Annotated in this window: 18 protein-coding genes; 13 read left to right on the top strand and 5 right to left on the bottom strand. The window is 71.2% G+C overall.

The window, feature by feature from the left end; genetic code table 11:
* Nucleotides 1-23 precede the first annotated feature (23 nt).
* On the bottom strand, nucleotides 24-485 hold the full coding sequence (locus tag IOD14_RS07530; protein ID WP_249125862.1) for a PH domain-containing protein: 462 nt from the start codon (nucleotides 483-485) through the stop codon (nucleotides 24-26).
* 123 nt (nucleotides 486-608) lie between these two features.
* A complete protein-coding gene (locus IOD14_RS07525; protein WP_123991646.1) occupies nucleotides 609-1,031 on the bottom strand; it encodes a hypothetical protein in 423 nt (140 codons plus the stop codon).
* A 166-nt stretch (nucleotides 1,032-1,197) separates the two neighbouring features.
* Here IOD14_RS07525 and IOD14_RS07520 point away from each other — a divergent pair, with 166 nt between their 5' ends.
* The 5 genes from IOD14_RS07520 to IOD14_RS07500 all read left to right on the top strand — a co-directional run bounded on the left by IOD14_RS07520 (nucleotide 1,198) and on the right by IOD14_RS07500 (nucleotide 4,617).
* Entirely contained in the window at nucleotides 1,198-2,271 is a 1,074-nt protein-coding gene (locus IOD14_RS07520) for an acyltransferase family protein (RefSeq protein ID WP_123991645.1), read from the top strand.
* A 153-nt stretch (nucleotides 2,272-2,424) separates the two neighbouring features.
* Entirely contained in the window at nucleotides 2,425-2,841 is a 417-nt protein-coding gene (locus tag IOD14_RS07515) for a hypothetical protein (protein ID WP_212669920.1), read from the top strand.
* 182 nt (nucleotides 2,842-3,023) lie between these two features.
* Complete coding sequence (locus IOD14_RS07510; protein WP_123991643.1) at nucleotides 3,024-3,536, top strand: SigE family RNA polymerase sigma factor; 513 nt, start codon at nucleotides 3,024-3,026, stop codon at nucleotides 3,534-3,536.
* Nucleotides 3,537-3,544: 8 nt separating this feature from the next.
* Nucleotides 3,545-4,006: a hypothetical protein gene (locus IOD14_RS44200; RefSeq protein ID WP_249125861.1), complete on the top strand. Its 462-nt coding sequence runs from the start codon at nucleotides 3,545-3,547 to the stop codon at nucleotides 4,004-4,006.
* A gap of 104 nt (nucleotides 4,007-4,110) precedes the next feature.
* Nucleotides 4,111-4,617 carry a peptidylprolyl isomerase gene (locus tag IOD14_RS07500; protein ID WP_348540900.1) on the top strand — a complete coding sequence of 169 codons (507 nt, stop codon included), beginning with the start codon at nucleotides 4,111-4,113 and terminating at the stop codon, nucleotides 4,615-4,617.
* A gap of 51 nt (nucleotides 4,618-4,668) precedes the next feature.
* On the opposite strand, the gene IOD14_RS07495 is transcribed toward IOD14_RS07500, so the two are convergent.
* Nucleotides 4,669-5,688: a Ku protein gene (locus tag IOD14_RS07495; protein ID WP_249125860.1), complete on the bottom strand. Its 1,020-nt coding sequence runs from the start codon at nucleotides 5,686-5,688 to the stop codon at nucleotides 4,669-4,671.
* 60 nt (nucleotides 5,689-5,748) lie between these two features.
* Here IOD14_RS07495 and ligD point away from each other — a divergent pair, with 60 nt between their 5' ends.
* A complete protein-coding gene (gene ligD / locus IOD14_RS07490; protein ID WP_212669919.1) occupies nucleotides 5,749-6,630 on the top strand; it encodes a non-homologous end-joining DNA ligase in 882 nt (293 codons plus the stop codon).
* Between the two features lie 492 nt (nucleotides 6,631-7,122).
* Here ligD and IOD14_RS07485 read toward each other — a convergent pair whose 3' ends face one another.
* Nucleotides 7,123-7,926 (bottom strand): nuclease-related domain-containing protein, encoded by an 804-nt coding sequence (locus IOD14_RS07485; RefSeq protein ID WP_123991639.1) that lies wholly within the window; start codon nucleotides 7,924-7,926, stop codon nucleotides 7,123-7,125.
* Nucleotides 7,927-8,056: 130 nt separating this feature from the next.
* Here IOD14_RS07485 and IOD14_RS07480 point away from each other — a divergent pair, with 130 nt between their 5' ends.
* The 7 genes from IOD14_RS07480 (at nucleotide 8,057) to IOD14_RS07450 (ending at nucleotide 14,548) form a co-directional block, all read left to right on the top strand.
* A complete protein-coding gene (locus IOD14_RS07480; protein WP_123991638.1) occupies nucleotides 8,057-8,563 on the top strand; it encodes a dual specificity protein phosphatase family protein in 507 nt (168 codons plus the stop codon).
* Nucleotides 8,564-8,658: 95 nt separating this feature from the next.
* Nucleotides 8,659-9,390, top strand: coding sequence for a hypothetical protein (locus IOD14_RS07475; protein WP_212669918.1), 732 nt, complete (start codon nucleotides 8,659-8,661; stop codon nucleotides 9,388-9,390).
* Nucleotides 9,387-10,622 (top strand): HAMP domain-containing sensor histidine kinase, encoded by a 1,236-nt coding sequence (locus IOD14_RS07470; RefSeq protein WP_123991636.1) that lies wholly within the window; start codon nucleotides 9,387-9,389, stop codon nucleotides 10,620-10,622. The genes IOD14_RS07475 and IOD14_RS07470 overlap by 4 nt, the downstream gene beginning before the upstream one ends.
* 104 nt (nucleotides 10,623-10,726) lie before the next feature.
* Nucleotides 10,727-11,098, top strand: a complete 372-nt coding sequence (locus IOD14_RS07465; protein WP_212669917.1) for an SH3 domain-containing protein — start codon at nucleotides 10,727-10,729, stop codon at nucleotides 11,096-11,098.
* Nucleotides 11,099-11,150: 52 nt separating this feature from the next.
* Complete coding sequence (locus tag IOD14_RS07460) at nucleotides 11,151-12,512, top strand: FtsW/RodA/SpoVE family cell cycle protein (RefSeq protein ID WP_212669916.1); 1,362 nt, start codon at nucleotides 11,151-11,153, stop codon at nucleotides 12,510-12,512.
* 17 nt (nucleotides 12,513-12,529) lie between these two features.
* Nucleotides 12,530-13,993 carry a penicillin-binding protein 2 gene (locus tag IOD14_RS07455; RefSeq protein ID WP_123992875.1) on the top strand — a complete coding sequence of 488 codons (1,464 nt, stop codon included), beginning with the start codon at nucleotides 12,530-12,532 and terminating at the stop codon, nucleotides 13,991-13,993.
* A gap of 45 nt (nucleotides 13,994-14,038) precedes the next feature.
* Nucleotides 14,039-14,548, top strand: coding sequence for a DUF3291 domain-containing protein (locus IOD14_RS07450; protein ID WP_123991633.1), 510 nt, complete (start codon nucleotides 14,039-14,041; stop codon nucleotides 14,546-14,548).
* Nucleotides 14,549-14,603: 55 nt separating this feature from the next.
* Here the strand turns inward: IOD14_RS07450 and IOD14_RS07445 are convergent, their stop codons facing one another.
* The gene (locus IOD14_RS07445; protein WP_212669915.1) at nucleotides 14,604-15,731 is read right to left on the bottom strand and encodes a ferritin-like domain-containing protein; all 1,128 of its coding nucleotides are present in this window, start codon (nucleotides 15,729-15,731) and stop codon (nucleotides 14,604-14,606) included.
* Between the last annotated feature and the right edge of the window lie 23 nt (nucleotides 15,732-15,754).

Below are 15,754 nucleotides of genomic sequence, written 5' to 3'. Positions count from 1 at the left end.
TCTGTGGGGCGCGGGTCGGGCTCCTAGAGCGGGTGGCCGCTGCGGGCCTTGGCGTCGATGATCCGCTGCAGATCGGCGTAGCGCTCGTCCTGTCGTGTTCCAGCCGCCAGGTCGCTCAGGGCGTACGCCGTGTAGATGAAGCCGTCCGTGGTGTGGAACTGGGCGCCCCAGTTGCCGAGGCTCACCGCGCTCACCCGCGACCACGGCAGACGTTGAGTGCCCCAGGGATTGACCATGACAATGGTGTCGGCCGTGAGTTCCAGGCGTACACGGAGGAGCGTCCACCAGGCGAAGAGTGCGAAGCCCAGCGCAACGGCTGTGGCGATCCCCGCGGATTCCACGGAATGCACGTCGGGATGGGAGAGCGCGCCCACCCAGAAGGACAGCGCCGCGGCCGCCGGGCCGGCTGCCAACACGTAGCCCATGAACCGGCCGGACCAGTCGACCCGCCATATACCGATGACACCGTCTCGCTCATCGTCCACGGTTCGCATGATCCTCGCCCGTGCCTCCCGGTGGAAGCGTGCCGGCGGCCCGTCCCACCCGGCATGCGAACGAGACGTGGTCGTCCTGCAGCAGTTCCACCGGCAGCCCGTCCGGGCGTGCGCTCATCTGTCCTCTTCCAGGTCTGGGGCATTGCGCTCGCGGAGCCCCCACAGTTCTCTGTTGTTCGGCCCGTAGAAGCGCACGGCTCCGGCGCGGACCAGCAATTGGCGGAGCTCGTTGCCGTCGAAGCCGCCCACTCGGCGTTCGATCACCTCGAACGACCGCTTGGGCTGGGCGCTGCGCAGGAGCTCGCGGATCGCTTCCTCGGCCATGAACTGGGTGCGCAACTCGGTGCGCAAACGCTCTTCCTGGAGTTTCAGATCTGCGGCGATCTTGCGCTCGCCTTGATCGATTTCATGCCGGAGACGGTCGGTCTGCGCCGATACGTCCGACTGGATCTTGAGCCTCGCCGCCAGATAGGAGATGCACGCGGTGATCAGGGCGGCCGCCGCAGCAATGACGGCGGCGAAGAGCTTGTCGTCCATGCGCAGGCCTTCCGCGTCGGTGTACCTGACACGTGCAGCACCTCATCGGGCTGCGCGTCCAGTGTCGCCGGGAACGGCGGAACTGTCCCCGGGCCGACCCTCGCGGGGGACAGGCAGCACACAGGTGCGGAGTTTGGGGTGGTGGTGGAGTGGTGAGGCGCCCCGGATGCACGATGAACTTCTTGCGGTTGCCCCTCGGGAGAGGGCTGCGGCGCGGCGGCCTGTGGAGCGGGACGCATTCTTCGACAACGTCAAGTACCTGGCGATCGTGCTGGTCGCCGTCGGGCATGCGTGGGAGCCCTTGCGGGACGGGAGCCGGACGGTTTCCGCGCTGTATCTGGTCGTGTACGCGTTCCACATGCCGGCGTTCATCGTCGTGTCCGGGTACTTCTCCCGGAACTTCGACGCCAGTCCGGGGCGGGTGCGGCGGCTGGTCACCGGGCTCGTCGTGCCGTACGTCGTGTTCGAGACGGCGTACACGTTCTTCACCCGGTGGACCGATCAGGAACCGGACCGCGCGGTCAGTCTGCTGGATCCGCTGTATCTGACGTGGTTCCTGATCGCGTTGTTCGTGTGGCGGCTGAGCACTCCCCTGTGGCAGCGGGTGCGTCATCCGGTGCCGGTCGCGCTCGTCGTGGCGATGCTCGCGAGTCTGACGCCCTCCATCGGTGACGACCTCGATCTTCAGCGTGTTCTGCAGTTCCTCCCCTACTTCGTGCTGGGGCTCTGTCTCCGGCCGGAGCACTTCCGGCTGGTTCGTCGGCGGGCCGTCCGGATGGTCGCCGGGCCCGTCTTCGTGCTTGCGCTCGCCCTGGCCTACTGGGCCGTGCCGCGGATGAGCGGAGCCTGGTTCTACCACCGGGACAGCGCCCAGGAGTTGGGCGCGGCCGCCTGGGTGGGACCGGTGATGACGCTGGTCGCCTTCGGGTGTTCGCTGGTCCTGGTGGGCTCGTTCCTCGCGCTGGTGCCCGGGCGGCGGACCTGGTTCACCGTGCTGGGCGCGGGCACGCTGTACGGCTATCTGCTGCACGGGTTCCTCGTCCAGGGCGCCCGGTTCTGGGGCTGGTACGGGCCCGCCTGGGTGCATGGGCCGCTCGGTGCGGGTGCGGTCGCCCTCGTCGCCGCCGCCGTCGTGACCGTGCTGTGCACGCCGCCCGTGCGACGCGCCCTGCGGTGCGTGGTGGAACCGGAGCTGCGGTGGGCCTTCCGGCGGGACGCCGGTCAACCGGTGCGCGGGTGAGGTGGGCGGGCGAGGTGAGGTGGGCGGGCGGGCGAGGTGGCCTGGTGAGGTGAGGTGGTCGGGTGACGGGACGGCGGGGACGGCGGCTCCCCTCCGCCACCACCGCCGCCTCGTTCCTGCCCGTCTCCCGGGACCCGCCGCGCCTACTTCCCGATGACCGACGGCACCGGGCTCGGCACGGTCGTCGGTTCCGCCGGACGGGGGCTCGGCACGGTCGAGGGCCGCTCACCCGGCACGGTCGCCGGCACCGGACGCGGCTCGGTAACCGGAGCCGAAGGAACCGGGCTCGGCCCGCCCCCCGGAACCGAAGGAACCGTGCTCGGCTCACCCCCCGGCACCGAGGGCACCGGACTCGCCTCGGACGGCCCTCCGGACGGCACGGCCGACGGCACTGTAGACGGCACCGCAGACGGCACTGTCGACGGCGCCTTCGAAGGCACCGACGTCGCCGCCGGCTTGGGCGTGTCGGAGCCCGTCGCCGCGCCCGCGACGGCGGCCCAGCCCCCCACGGCCACCACGCCTCCCGTGAGGACGCCGATCAGCAGACGGCGGCTGGGTCGGATGCGATGACGTTTCGTCAAGACTGCTCCCTGATGGTCGGGTCGGTTGCGTGAGAGGAGTACGGGGCACCGGCCCGGGCGGGTTGCACGCAGCGGACGGGAACTTTTCTTCCGTGGGCGTGCAACCTCGCGGGGCGTCCCGCCGTACCTCTGAAGGACAGGTGTGTTCGGTGCGGCGGAGGGTCGGGGCGGGTGCGGGAAGCAGTCCGGGAGCGGGAGTTCCGGGAGTTCGCCGAGGCCCGGCAGGGGCAGCTCAGACGCAGCGCGTACCTGTTGTGCGGGGACTGGCACCAGGCGCAGGACCTCACCCAGACGACGTTGATGAAGCTGTACGCCTCCTGGGGCCGGGTCCGCCGCGACGGCAACGTCGAGGCGTACGCCCGTACGATCCTCACCCGCGTCTTCATCGACCAGTACCGCAAACGGACTTGGCGGGAGGAGCCGACGGAGGACCTGCCCGAACCGGCGTCCGCCGAACCGCCGGTCACACCCGAGTTGCGGCTGGTGATGCAGGCCGCGCTGATGGAGCTGCCGCCCCGCTACCGGGCGGTGCTGGTACTGCGGTTCTGGGAGGACTGGAGTGTGGAGCAGACCGCCGAGGCGCTGCGCGTGACCCCGGGCACGGTCAAGAGCCAGAGCGCTCGCGGGCTCGTACGGCTGCGCGGGCTCGTCGAGGGTCTCGCGGGCGAGACGAGCGGGAGGTGAGAGAGGAGGTGGGACACGACGTGCACGACTCGGACGAGCACGTGGAGGGCGGTGCCGCGCGGGGCGCCTTCGAGGTCATCCTCGACGGCTCGCGGGAGCCCGCCTTCCCCAGTCTGACCGACGCGGCCGTCGTCGGCGGCCGACGGATCCGACGCCGTCGTACGGCCGTCTCGGGCGCCGTGGGAGCGCTGGTGACGGCCGTCCTCGCGGCCGGGGCCGTGGCCGCGCTGCCGGGGGCGGACCCGGGCCGTTCCTCGGTGCCGCTGGCCCCGGCGAGCAGTCCCCCGGCCGGCCCCGACGGCGGCCCGGCTCCGGGACGGCCGTCGCCGGTTCCCTCCGAGCCGGAGGCCGTTCCGACGCCGAGGAGCACGACGTCGACGAGCACGACGTCGACGAGCACGACGTCGACGAGCACCGCCCCGACGGGTGCTCCCGGGAACACCACTCCGCGGGCCTCGCCCGGGGCCTGAGGGGCGTCGGGCGCGGAAGGGATCGGAAGGGATCGGAAGGGATCGGAAGGGATCGGGAGGCCGTGTGACAAGATGCTTCGGTCATGCCCCACCAGAAAGGGACGATTCCCATGTCCAGGGTCGAGCTGACCACTAATTTCGGCCGTATCGTCCTCGAGCTCGCCGACGCCGAGGCTCCCAAGACCGTCGAGAACTTCCTGAAGTACGTCGGCAACGGGCACTACGACGGCACGATCTTCCACCGGGTGATCAACGGCTTCATGGTCCAGGGCGGTGGCTTCACCCCGGACATGGTGCAGAAGCCCACGCTCGCGCCGGTCCCGAACGAGGCCGACAACGGTCTCAAGAACACCGCGTACACCGTGGCGATGGCGCGCACCAGCGACCCGCACTCGGCGACCGCGCAGTTCTTCGTGAACGTCTCGGACAACGAGTTCCTCAACTTCACGGCCAAGAGCCCGAACGGCTGGGGTTACACCGTGTTCGGCAAGGTCGTCGAGGGCAAGGACGTCGTCGACCAGATCAAGGGCGTGCGCACCGGCAGCAGCCGTGGTCACGGTGACGTGCCCACGCAGCCGGTGATCATCGAGTCCGCGAAGGTCGTCGACTGACCTCTGCGGGAGACGTGCGCGACCTGCGCGGTGCCCACGGCGGTGCGCAGGTCACGCGGACCGTTTGCGGGCCGTCGTCTTCTTGGCCGGCGTCTTCTTCGCGGTCGTCGCCTTCTTGGCCGAGGCCGAGGCGGTCTTCTTCGCCCCCTGTGAGGACTTCGCCGTCGTCTTCTTCGAGGCCGCCGTCTTCTTCGCCGTGGTGCTCTTGGCGGTGGACTTCTTCCCGCCCGTCTGCTTGGGCGCCGCTCGCGCCGACTTGCGCTGGGGCAGCGTTCTGACCTGCGCCGGCTCCTCGCCCCGCGACTCCTTCGCCTCCCGCACGCTCTTCTCCAGCGCTGCCATCAGATCGAGGACCTTGCCGCTGGGGGCCTGTTCCGGCGCCTGTGGGGGTGCCTCGCCCGCGGCCTTGGCGGCGACGACCTCCTCCAGGGCCTCGCGGTACTCGTCGTGCAGTTCCTCGAGGTCGATCTCGCCGAGGGTGTCCATCAGGGCGTCGGCGAGGTCGAGTTCCTTGGCGCTGACGGTGACCTGGGTGTCGGGGGCGACGCCCTCGGGCGCGCGGACCTCGTCCGGCCACAGCAACCCGTGCAGGGCGATGGCGTCCTCGACCACCCGGAGCATGCCGAGGCGTTCGCGGCCGCGCAGCGCGTACTTGGCGATGGCCACCTTGTTGCTGCGCTTCAGTGCCTCCCTGAGCAGGGTGTACGGCTTGGCTGCGGGGGCACCGCCCGCCTGGAGGTAGTACGCGGCGTCCATCTGGAGCGGGTCGATCCGGTCGCCCGGCACGAAGGCCACGATCTCGATCGTCCTCGCCGTCGGGAGCGGCAGGTGGGACAGGTCCTCGTCGGTGATCGGGATGATCGTGCCGTCCGCGTCCTCGTAGCCCTTCCCGATCTCCGACTGGGTGACCTCGCGGTCCTCCAGTTCGCAGACCTTGCGGTAGCGGATGCGGCCGCCGTCCTCCGTGTGGATCTGGCGGAACGAGATCGAGTGGCTCTCGGTGGCGTTGACCAGCTTGATCGGGATGCTGACCAGGCCGAACGAGATGGCGCCGTTCCATATGGATCTCACCAGCAGCACCCTTTCTGGGGTATTACGCCTTTTGTCAGGTATGCGTGAGATTCTCATCGTATGACGCCGATCACAGAGGTGGAGGGGCGACGGCTCGCGCTCAGCAATCTGGAGAAGGTGCTGTATCCGGCCACCGGCTTCACCAAGGGCGAGGTGCTGCACTACTACGCCACGGCGGCCGAGGTGCTGCTCCCCCATCTGCGTGACCGCCCCGTCTCCTTCCTGCGCTATCCGGACGGCCCCGAGGGGCAGGTGTTCTTCACCAAGAACGTCCCGCCGGGTACGCCCGACTGGGTCACCACCGCCGAGGTGCCGCGGTCGGAGGGGCCGGCCCGGATGGTGCTGGTGCAGGACCTCGCGTCCTTGATGTGGGCGGCGAACCTGGTCACGGAGTTTCACACCCACCAGTGGCGGATCGGCACGCCCGACGAGGCCGACCGGCTGGTCCTCGACCTCGATCCGGGGCCGCCCGCGACGATCGTCGAATGCTGCGAGGTCGCGTTGTGGCTCAGGGAGCGGCTGGCGGCTGACGGCATCGAGGCGTATCCGAAGACCGCCGGGTCGAAGGGGTTGCATCTGCTGGCGGCCGTGCGGGGAGCGTCGTCCGAGCAGGTGTCGGAGTACGCGAAGGAGCTCGCCGTGGAGGCGGAGCGGGCGATGCCGCGGCTGGCCCTGCACCGGATGACCCGGAATCTGCGGCCCGGGAAGGTCTTCGTCGACTGGAGTCAGAACGCTGCTCGGAAGACCACGGCCGCGCCGTACACGCTGCGGGCGCGGGCGCTGCCGCTGGTGTCGGCGCCGGTGACGTGGGGCGAGGTGGAGGAGTGCACGGTGCCTGGCCAACTGGCCTTCCAGGCGGGGGACATGGGGCCTCGGCTGCAGGATTACGGCGATCTGTTGGGGCCGTTGCTGGATGGTGGGCGGGCGTCACGGTTGCCGTAGGGGCGCGATGGGGGTGCCGGGTCGGGTTGTGGGGCGGCTGCGGGGCGGTGGGGGCTTGTCGCGCAGTTCCCCGCGCCCCTGAGTGGGCTGCGGCGGACGGGGGTCAGACCTTGCCGCCGCCCCCGCGGCCCTGGGTGGGCTACGGCGGACGGAGTCCAGCCCCGCCGCTCCCGCCCTTGGGTGGGCTACGGCGGAGGGAGTCTTGACCCTGCCACCCCCGCGCCCCTGGGTGGGCTACGGCGGAGGGAGTCCAGCCCCGCCGCTCCCGCGCCCCTGGGTGAACTGCCACGGACGAAGTCCAGACCCTGCCACCCCCGCGCCCCTGGGTGAACTGCCACGGACGAAGTCCAGACCCTGCCGCCCCGCACCCCTGGGTGAACCGCCGCGGCCGGGGGTCAGCCCCTGCCACCCCGCACCCCAGGCAAGCCCCAGCCCACCACCGTCAGACCCTGCCGCCCCTCGCCTCCACGCGAGCCGCACCCAAGTCGGCCCTCAGACCTTGGCCCAGGTGTGGCGGTCGCGGGCCATTGCGTGGAGGGCCTCCACGTCTGCCGGTTTGAGGACGCCGCCCAGCCGGGCGAGGGCTTCGAGGTCCGTGTCGGCGAGGACGCGGACCTCTCGGGGCGGGAGGGTGACCGTGATGTCGGACGGGCCGACGAGGGCGAGGACCGGGTGGACCTCGGCCGTCAGGGCGTAGGAGGCGCGGTCGGCGTCGGCGCGCACGCGGCGCAGCAGCGGCCGTGGGTCGCGGCGGCCGAAGGCGACCGTCGGGTCGGCGACCGTGACCCGCTGCCTGCGGGCGTACAGCGCGTGCACGGCGAAGAGCCCGCCGGGGCCGATCGCCAGATGGTGGACGCGGTCGCCGCCGGGCAGCGGGACGGAGTGCAGGGTGTGCCAGCCCGCGCCGTCGAGACGGTCCAGCGCCTCGCCCACGGTCTGCTCGGCCTCCAGCGCGCGCAGGCGCGGGTCGCGGCGGATCCGGTGCGGGGGCCCGGGGTCCCGGTCCAGGGCGATCTGGAGGGCCTCGCCGGGACGGTTGGGCGCGAGGTCGTCGTCCGGGTGGAGGGAGAGACGGGCCAGTTCGGCGGGCGTCGGCACCGGGGGCGGGCCCACGGCCGGCTGGCCGGTCAGGAAGGGCCCGAGGACGTCCAGCACATCCTGTCTGCGGTCCTCGCTCAGCAGATTGATCCGGGACGCCTCACGGTCGTACCAGGCGATGTTCCTGCCGTCCGTGAGGCAGACGTACAGCCGTTCCTGACCATGGCGCCAGGTCGGTACGACGCGTAGTCCGCTCATGCACCATCACCCCATGGACCATGGGAACAGGCGGGGTGCTGCGCAGGCAAGAAGCCGGATACCTTTGGGGTGAGTTGCAGCGAGTTGCAGCGAGTTGCAGGGCTTGGCGCAGGGGCTTGGGGAGGCGCTGTTGCGAACCCGCAGGAAGCAACCCGACGTACCGGCTCCGGACCGGGCGTGGGACGAGATCGTGCCCGGGCTGTGGATGGGCGGACACGAGTTCCGGGGCCTTTCCGGGCAACGGGAGTTCGCCGTCGTACGGGACGAGTTCGAGCTCGTGCAGACGCTGCTGCGGCTGCCGGGCCACGGCCCCGATCCGGGTGTCGAGCACCATGTGTGGCCGATTCCGGACGGCCCGCTGGACGGGACCCAGCTCGCGGGCGTGATCCGCCTGGCGCAGGCCGCGAGCGACGCACTGGACGAGGGCCGCAAGGTCCTCGTCCGCTGTTACCACGGCTACAACCGCTCGGGCCTGGTCGTGGCGCACGCCCTGGTCCGCAGGGGGCACACGGCCGACGCGGCGATCCGGCTGATCCGGGGCCGGCGCTCGCCGTGGGCGCTGCACAACGACCTGTTCGTCGAGTACCTCCAGGCCGGACTGCCGACGGCCCGGCTGCTGGAGGAGCTGACCGAGTAGGGCCGCCCGGGCCCACCGGACGGCAAGAAGGACTTCCGTCCGAATAATGTGTACGGGGCCGACACCACCGAACTGCCCCGGACCCCAGGAGCACAGTGCCACCCGCCCGCCGCGCACCCCGTACGCCTCGTGCCGTCGCCGCCGTCGCCCTGCTGGTCGCGGCCGCGGCGGGCTGCGGCGACGCGGGCGGCCTGGTGGGCGCGGGCTCGACGCCGACCGCGATCAGCCCCGACCGGCTGTGGCCGCAGCTGACGCCCGCCTCCAGCCCGGCCTTCGAGATCGGCGAGGTGGACTCGGAGGTCGTGGCGGGCGTCTCCGTGCCCGGCGACGACATCCGCGCAGTGGCCCCGGTCGCGCTGGTCCGCGCGGAGATCAAGGAGGACCCCGGCAGCTACACCGGCTCGGGTTACGTCGAGACGGCCCGCCGGATGGCGGACTGCGGGAAGAAGGGGGCGGCCGGCAGGAGGTGCCCGGTTCTGCCGCCGTACTACCGGGACCTGACCGGTGACGGGCACAAGGACCTGACGCTGGGCTTTCGGCAGCTGCCCGGCAACGTCACCGCCGTACGCGTCTACACCGTCGAGAAGCACCGTCTCGTGCGGGTCATGCACTGGGAGGACGCGGTCAGCGGGGTCGAGCTGGCCGGGCGGTCCGTGATCATCCGTTCGCCGTCCGAGGTGGCCGGATACGAGTACCGGCTCCAGTGGACCTGGGACCCGCAGCAGAAGTCGATGCTGCTGACCCATGACGAGATGCTGCGCACCGGCAGCCGTGCCCTCGGGAACGCGCCCAGCCCGGCGCCCGAACCCTCCGCGAGCTCGCGATGAGACTCGCGCTGCCCCGCTGGTCCGGCACGCTCGCCGTCAAGGCGGCCGTCTTCATCACCGTGATGTGCTGCGCCCTCGCCGCGCTGCTCGGTGTCCTCGTGCATGTGTCGGTGACGAACCAGACCGTCGGCGAGGCCCGTGACCTGGCGCTGAGCCGGCTGAAGGAGGCGACCGCGGACTACGAGGCCGGGGACACGCTGATGTGGGACGCGGGCGTGGACCCGCCGGACCTGCCGGGCTCGCTGCGGACGCTGGCGGTCGCCGGGGACCGCGGCACGATGGTCGGCGAGCACCGCGGGCGCCCCGCGATGTGGGCGGCGGGGCCGGTGGACGGGGACCGGGCGCTGGCCGTGGAGGTCGACTACTCGCAGGGCGCGCGGACGATCGCCGGCCTCGACCGGGCGATCCTGTGGTCCTCGGCGCTGGCGATCACAGCGACGCTGCTGGTGGGGGCGTTCGCGGTGACCCGGGTGACCAAGCGGCTGCACGCGACCGCGCGGGTGGCCCGCCGGATCAGCGCGGGCGACCTGGACGCGCGGGTCGGCGATCCTCGTACGAAGGATCCGTCGCGGCCGCAGGACGAGGTGGCCGCGGTGGCCGCCGCGCTGGACACCATGGCGGGGTCGTTGCAGGGCAAGCTGCTGAGCGAGCAGCGGTTCACCGCGGATGTGGCCCACGAGCTGCGGACGCCGCTGACGGGGCTGCACGCGGCGGCCGAGCTGCTGCCGCCGGGGCGGCCCACCGAACTGGTGCGGGACCGGGTGGGGGCGTTGCGGACGCTGACCGAGGATCTGCTGGAGATCTCCCGGCTGGACACCGGGCGCGAGACGGTCGAGCTGGACACGGAACGGCTGGGTGCCGTGGCGGAACGGGTGGTGCGGGCGTCCGGGACCGACACCGAGGTCGTCGTCGTGCGGGATCTCGCCGTGGAGACGGATCGGCGGCGGCTGGAGCGGGTGCTGGGGAATCTGGTGGCCAACGCCCATCGGCACGGCCGGGGTCCGGTGTCACTGACGGTCGAGGGGCCCGTGGTGACCGTGCGGGATCACGGGGACGGGTTTCCGGAGTACCTGGTCTCGCACGGGCCGCAGCGGTTCCGTACGGAGGGCGGGGCGCGGGGGCATGGGCTGGGGCTGACCATCGCGATGGGGCAGGCGGAAGTGCTGGGGGCGCGGCTTTCGTTCTCGAACGCGGATGACGGTGGCGCGATCGCGACGCTGTCGCTGCGGTAGCCGCCGGGCGCTTCTCCTATGGCCCACTTGAAAGGGCGACCTGTGAGCACGCCTCCTAACGTGGCGAATAGTCAGGTTTGCACCCCCCTCACGGAGGTCTCCCCATGTCCCTGCGCTCCCGTTCCTCCATAGCCGTGACCGCCGCCGCCCTCGCCGTCACCGCCCTCGCGGCGCCCGCCGTCGCCGACGACGGGCCGAGCGCCGCCCGCAACGACGCGGGGCACACCCAGAGCCACAACGCGCGCCTGTACAAGGGCGTCGTGACGGCCAGTTCGCTCGCGCTGCGCGCCGCGCCGAACCGGGGCGGGCAGATCATCCGGTGGGCCGGCAAGGGCGAGGTCGTCACGATCTTCTGCAAGACCAACGGCCAGAACATCCTGGGCAACCGGCAGTGGTACCTCCTCACGGACGGCACCTGGGCCTGGGGTTCGGCCCGGTACATCAAGGATCTCGGGACCTCGCCACGCTGGTGCTGACACCCCGCGCAGGCTAGGCAGACATCACGCCCTATTTGGGTAAGTTCCGGACATGACCAAGGCCGGAACCGTCGTGGCCCCCGCGGACGCCCCCGTTTCCGCGGTACGCCTGCCCCGCCGCCGTGGCATCGAACTGGCCCTCATCGTCCTCGCCGTCCTGCTGTGCGTGTACGGCTACTGCGCTGTCGGCCTCGCCAGGAACGGCACCGTCCCGCCCGGCGCCGCCGGTTACGGCGCCGGGCTCGGCGTGCTCGCGCTCGTCGCCCATCTGGCGGTGCGATGGCGGGCACCGGACGCCGATCCGCTGCTGCTGCCCATCGGTGTGCTGCTCAACGGCCTGGGCCTGGTGCTGATCTACCGGCTCGACCTGGAGACGCCCGGCGACCGCGCGGCCCCGACCCAGCTCGTGTGGTCCACGGTCGGGGTAGCCCTGTTCATCGTGGTCGTACTGATGCTGCGCGACCACCGCGTGCTCCAGCGCTACGCGTACGTCTGCGTCGCCGCCGCGCTCGTCCTGCTCATCCTCCCGATCCTCTTCCCCTCCGTGAACGGGGCCCGCATCTGGATCCGGATCGCCGGGTTCTCCATCCAGCCGGGCGAGTTCGCGAAAGTGCTCCTGGCGGTGTTCTTCGCCGCGTACCTCGCGGCCAACCGCAACGCGCTGGCCTTCGCAGGGCGCCGGTTCTGGGGACTGCAGCTGCCCACCGGCCGGGTGCTGGGCCCACTGCTCGCCATCTGGCTGATCAGCGTCGGGGTCCTGGTCCTGGAACGCGACCTCGGCACCTCGCTGCTGTTCTTCGGGCTGTTCGTCGTGCTGCTGTACGTCGCCACGGGCCTCACCGGCTGGATCGCGCTGGGCCTGCTGCTGGCCGCCGTCGGCGCCTTCGCCGTGGGCTGGCTGGAACCGCATGTGCACAGCAGGGTGGAGGACTGGCTGCATCCGTTCGCGTCGATCGAGGCGGGCCGGGGGCCGAACCAGCTCGCGCAGTCCCTGTTCGCCTTCGCGGCGGGCGGGATCCTCGGCACCGGGCTCGGGCTCGGCCACTCCGTCCTGATCGGCTTCGCCGCGAAGTCGGACTTCATCCTGGCGACGGCGGGCGAGGAACTGGGCCTGGCGGGCCTGTGCGCCATCTTCCTGCTGTACGCCCTCCTCGTGGAGCGCGGCTACCGGGCGGGCCTCGCCCTGCGCGACCCGTTCGGGCGGCTCCTGGCGATCGGCCTCGCCTCGATCGTGGCCCTCCAGGTGTTCGTGATCGCGGGCGGGGTCGGCGGCCTGATCCCGCTCACCGGCATGGCGATGCCGTTCCTCGCGCAGGGCGGCTCGTCGGTCGTCACCAACTGGGCGATCGTCGCCCTGCTGATCCGGGTGAGCGACTCGGCCCGCGGCCAGTACGACGGCAAGGAGACCCCGTGACGACCCGAGGCCCCGGCATGACCCGCTACATGCGGCACGCGGCCTGCTTCTGTGCCCTGCTGTTCATGGCGCTCCTCGTCAACGCCACCCGCGTCCAGGTCTTCCAGGCCCGCGCGCACGACGAGAACCCGGCCAACCGCCGCGAGACCATCGCCCGCTACGGCCGGGAGCGCGGCGACATCCTGGTCGGCGGGCGGCCGGTCACCGGCTCCCGGGACACCGGGGAGCAGCTCCGCTTCGAACGGACGTACGCAGACGGGCCGTTGTACGCGCCGGTGACCGGCTTCGCCTCGCAGGAGTACGGCACGACCTTCCTGGAGCACACCGAGGACGCGGTCCTGTCGGGCTCGGACCCGCTGCTGACGCCGTTCCCGCTGTGGAACGAGTTCACCAGGAGACGGAACCCCGGCGGAAACGTCGTCACGACGCTCGACGGGGCCGCGCAGAAGGCGGCCTTCCACGGGCTCGGCGGGCGCAAGGGCGCGGTGGCGGCCCTGGAGCCGGCGACGGGACGCGTCCTCGCGCTGGTGTCCTCGCCGTCGTACGACCCGGGGGTGCTGTCCGGCAACGACCCCGGGGTGGGCCGGTCCTGGGCGCGGCTCAACGGCGACGCGGACAAGCCGATGCTCAACCGGGCGGTTCGGCAGACCTATCCGCCGGGTTCCACGTTCAAGGTGGTCACCGCGGCGGCCGCACTGGACGCGGGGGTGGTCACGGACGTGGACGCGCCGACCGACTCGCCGGCGCCGTACACGCTGCCGGGCACCACCACCTCGCTCACCAACGAGTCGGACGGCTGCGAGGACCTGTCCCTGCGGGAGGCGTTCCGGTGGTCGTGCAACACGGTGTTCGCGAAGCTCGGGGTGGAGGTGGGGGTGGGTGACATGACCGCCACCGCGCACGCCTTCGGCTTCAACGACTACGCGCTGCGGATCCCCTTCTCGGTGGCCCGCAGCACGTTCGACCCGACCGTGGACAAGGCACAGCTGGCGCTGTCGTCGATCGGCCAGTACAACACCCGTGCGACCCCGCTGCAGATGGCGATGGTCTCGGCGGCCGTCGCCAACGGCGGGCAGATCCGCCCGCCCTATCTGGTGGAGCGGACGACCACGGACGGCGGCGCCACGGTGGCCACGGCGGGCTCGCGTCCGGTGCGGCAGGCGATGCATCCGGCGACGGCCGCACGGCTGAAGGAGCTCATGACCCAGGTGGTGACCGAGGGCACCGGCACCAATGCCGCCATCCCCGGCGCGGTCGTCGGCGGCAAGACCGGCACGGCCCAGCACGGCATCGGCAACTCCGGGACGCCGTACGCCTGGTTCGTGGCGTGGGCGCAGGGCGAGCGGGACATGGAGCCCAGCGTCGCGGTGGCCGTGGTGGTGGAGGACGGGTCGGCGGACCGGGGGGAGATCACCGGGGGCGGGGTGGCGGCGCCGATCGCGCGTTCGGTGATGGAGGCGGTGCTGAACTCCAAGGAGTGAGACGGGGATTGAGCGCCGCCCGAGGACCGACCTACCGTTCGGTCCATGACTGAAGCCAACGCGTACCGACTCGCCCAGGTGAACATCGGCCGTCTCAAGGCCCCGCTGGACTCCGCGCAGTTGAAGGACTTCGTCGACAACCTCGATCCCGTGAACGCCGACGCGGACGCCGCCGACGGTTTCGTCTGGCGGCTGGAGGGCGACGCCGGCGACGCGACGGACATCGCCGTGTTCGGCGACGAGTGGCTGATCATCAACATGTCGGTGTGGCGGGACGCCGAGGCGCTGACGGCGTACATGTACCAGGGCCGGCACCGCGCGATGCTGGCCCGCCGCAGGGAGTTCTTCGAGCGGGTCCAGGAGGCGATGGTGGCCCTGTGGTGGGTCCCGGCCGGTCACCGCCCCACGGTCGCCGAGGCGGAGTCCCGCCTGCTGCACCTGCGCACCAACGGCCCGACCCCGTACGCCTTCACCTTGCGGAACCTCTTCCCGGCGCAGGGCGCGGAGCCGGTCACGGCGCTGGAGATCCCCGACGACCTCGGCTGCTCCGTGTGACACCGGCCGACCGCGCCCGCGGACCGGTCACGGCTCATGGATCCGCACGCCGGGCCTAAGGGGTGCCGCCCGCCTCGATCGCCGACGTGACCTCGGCGACGCGCTCCCGCTCCTCCGCCGCGAACCGCTCGGCGCCCAGTTTCTCGGCGATCTCCTCGTCCTGGGCCATCAGGAGGTCGAGGTTGGAGTTGCCCATCTCGAAGACGCCCATGTCGACATAGGCCTGCTGGAGGCGTTTGCCCCACAGGCCGATGTCCTTGACGCAGGGGACGATCCGGGAGAAGAGCAACTGGCGGAACAGGGCGAGGAATTCGGACCGTTCGGCGTACTCCTCGGCCTCCGCCTTCGGGATGCCGAAGTTCTCCAGGACCTCGACCCCGCGCAGGCGGTCGCGCATCAGGTGGCAGCCCTCGATGACGAACTCCTCGCGTTCGCGCAGTTCGGCGTCGGTGAGCTGCTTGTAGTAGTCGCGCAGCGCCATGCGGCCGAAGGCCACGTGCCGGGCCTCGTCCTGCATGACGTAGGCGAGGATCTGCTTGGGGAGGGGCTTGTCGGTGGTGTCGCGGATCATGCCGAAGGCCGCCAGCGCGAGGCCCTCGATGAGGACCTGCATGCCGAGGTAGGGCATGTCCCAGCGGGAGTCGCTCAGTGTGTCGCCCAACAGGGACCGCAGGTTGTCGTTGATCGGGTACAGCATCCCGATCTTCTCGTCGAGGAAGCGGCCGTAGATCTCCGCGTGCCGCGCCTCGTCCATCACCTGGGTCGCCGAGTAGAGCTTGGCGTCGAGGTCGGGTACGGACTCCACGATCCGCGCGGCGCACACCATCGCGCCCTGCTCGCCGTGCAGGAACTGGCTGAACTGCCAGGAGGCGAGGTGCTTGCGGAGCTCGCCCTTGTCCCGGTCGGTGAACTTCGTCCAGTACTTGGTGCCGTAGAGGGAGATGGACTCGTCGGGGGTGCCGAGGGGGTCATGGGGGTCGACCTCGATGCTCCAGTCGATGCGCTTCTGCCCGTCCCACTGCTTGTCCTTGCCCTTCTGGTAGAGGGCGAGCAGGCGGTCGCGGCCGGAGCCGTTCTCTTGGCCGACAAACATGGCCTCCCAGCTGAAGCGGGCCATGCCCGTCGCCGGCACCTGCCAGTGGGGGTCTCCGGGATCCGTGGCGTACAGGTCGAAAGTCGGCATGTCCCGCAGGCTGCCCCTTTGTA

It is taken from the genome of Streptomyces sp. A2-16, assembly GCF_018128905.1.
In the GTDB taxonomy this organism is placed as follows: Bacteria; Actinomycetota; Actinomycetes; order Streptomycetales; family Streptomycetaceae; genus Streptomyces.
This window is presented reverse-complemented; position numbering and strand designations above follow the sequence as displayed.

What these genes read in the sequence shown, in the direction of transcription:
- IOD14_RS07470 (WP_123991636.1), top strand. Translation starts at nt 9,387, where the DNA reads ATGAGACTCGCGCTGCCCCGCTGGTCCGGCACGCTCGCCGTCAAGGCG.
- IOD14_RS07465 (WP_212669917.1), top strand. Translation starts at nt 10,727, where the DNA reads ATGTCCCTGCGCTCCCGTTCCTCCATAGCCGTGACCGCCGCCGCCCTC.
- IOD14_RS07450 (WP_123991633.1), top strand. Translation starts at nt 14,039, where the DNA reads ATGACTGAAGCCAACGCGTACCGACTCGCCCAGGTGAACATCGGCCGT.
- ligD (WP_212669919.1), top strand. Translation starts at nt 5,749, where the DNA reads ATGACGCCGATCACAGAGGTGGAGGGGCGACGGCTCGCGCTCAGCAAT.
- IOD14_RS07485 (WP_123991639.1), bottom strand. Translation starts at nt 7,926, where the DNA reads ATGAGCGGACTACGCGTCGTACCGACCTGGCGCCATGGTCAGGAACGG.
- IOD14_RS07515 (WP_212669920.1), top strand. Translation starts at nt 2,425, where the DNA reads ATGACCGACGGCACCGGGCTCGGCACGGTCGTCGGTTCCGCCGGACGG.
- IOD14_RS07460 (WP_212669916.1), top strand. Translation starts at nt 11,151, where the DNA reads ATGACCAAGGCCGGAACCGTCGTGGCCCCCGCGGACGCCCCCGTTTCC.
- IOD14_RS07445 (WP_212669915.1), bottom strand. Translation starts at nt 15,731, where the DNA reads ATGCCGACTTTCGACCTGTACGCCACGGATCCCGGAGACCCCCACTGG.
- IOD14_RS07455 (WP_123992875.1), top strand. Translation starts at nt 12,530, where the DNA reads ATGACCCGCTACATGCGGCACGCGGCCTGCTTCTGTGCCCTGCTGTTC.
- IOD14_RS07520 (WP_123991645.1), top strand. Translation starts at nt 1,198, where the DNA reads ATGCACGATGAACTTCTTGCGGTTGCCCCTCGGGAGAGGGCTGCGGCG.
- IOD14_RS07525 (WP_123991646.1), bottom strand. Translation starts at nt 1,031, where the DNA reads ATGGACGACAAGCTCTTCGCCGCCGTCATTGCTGCGGCGGCCGCCCTG.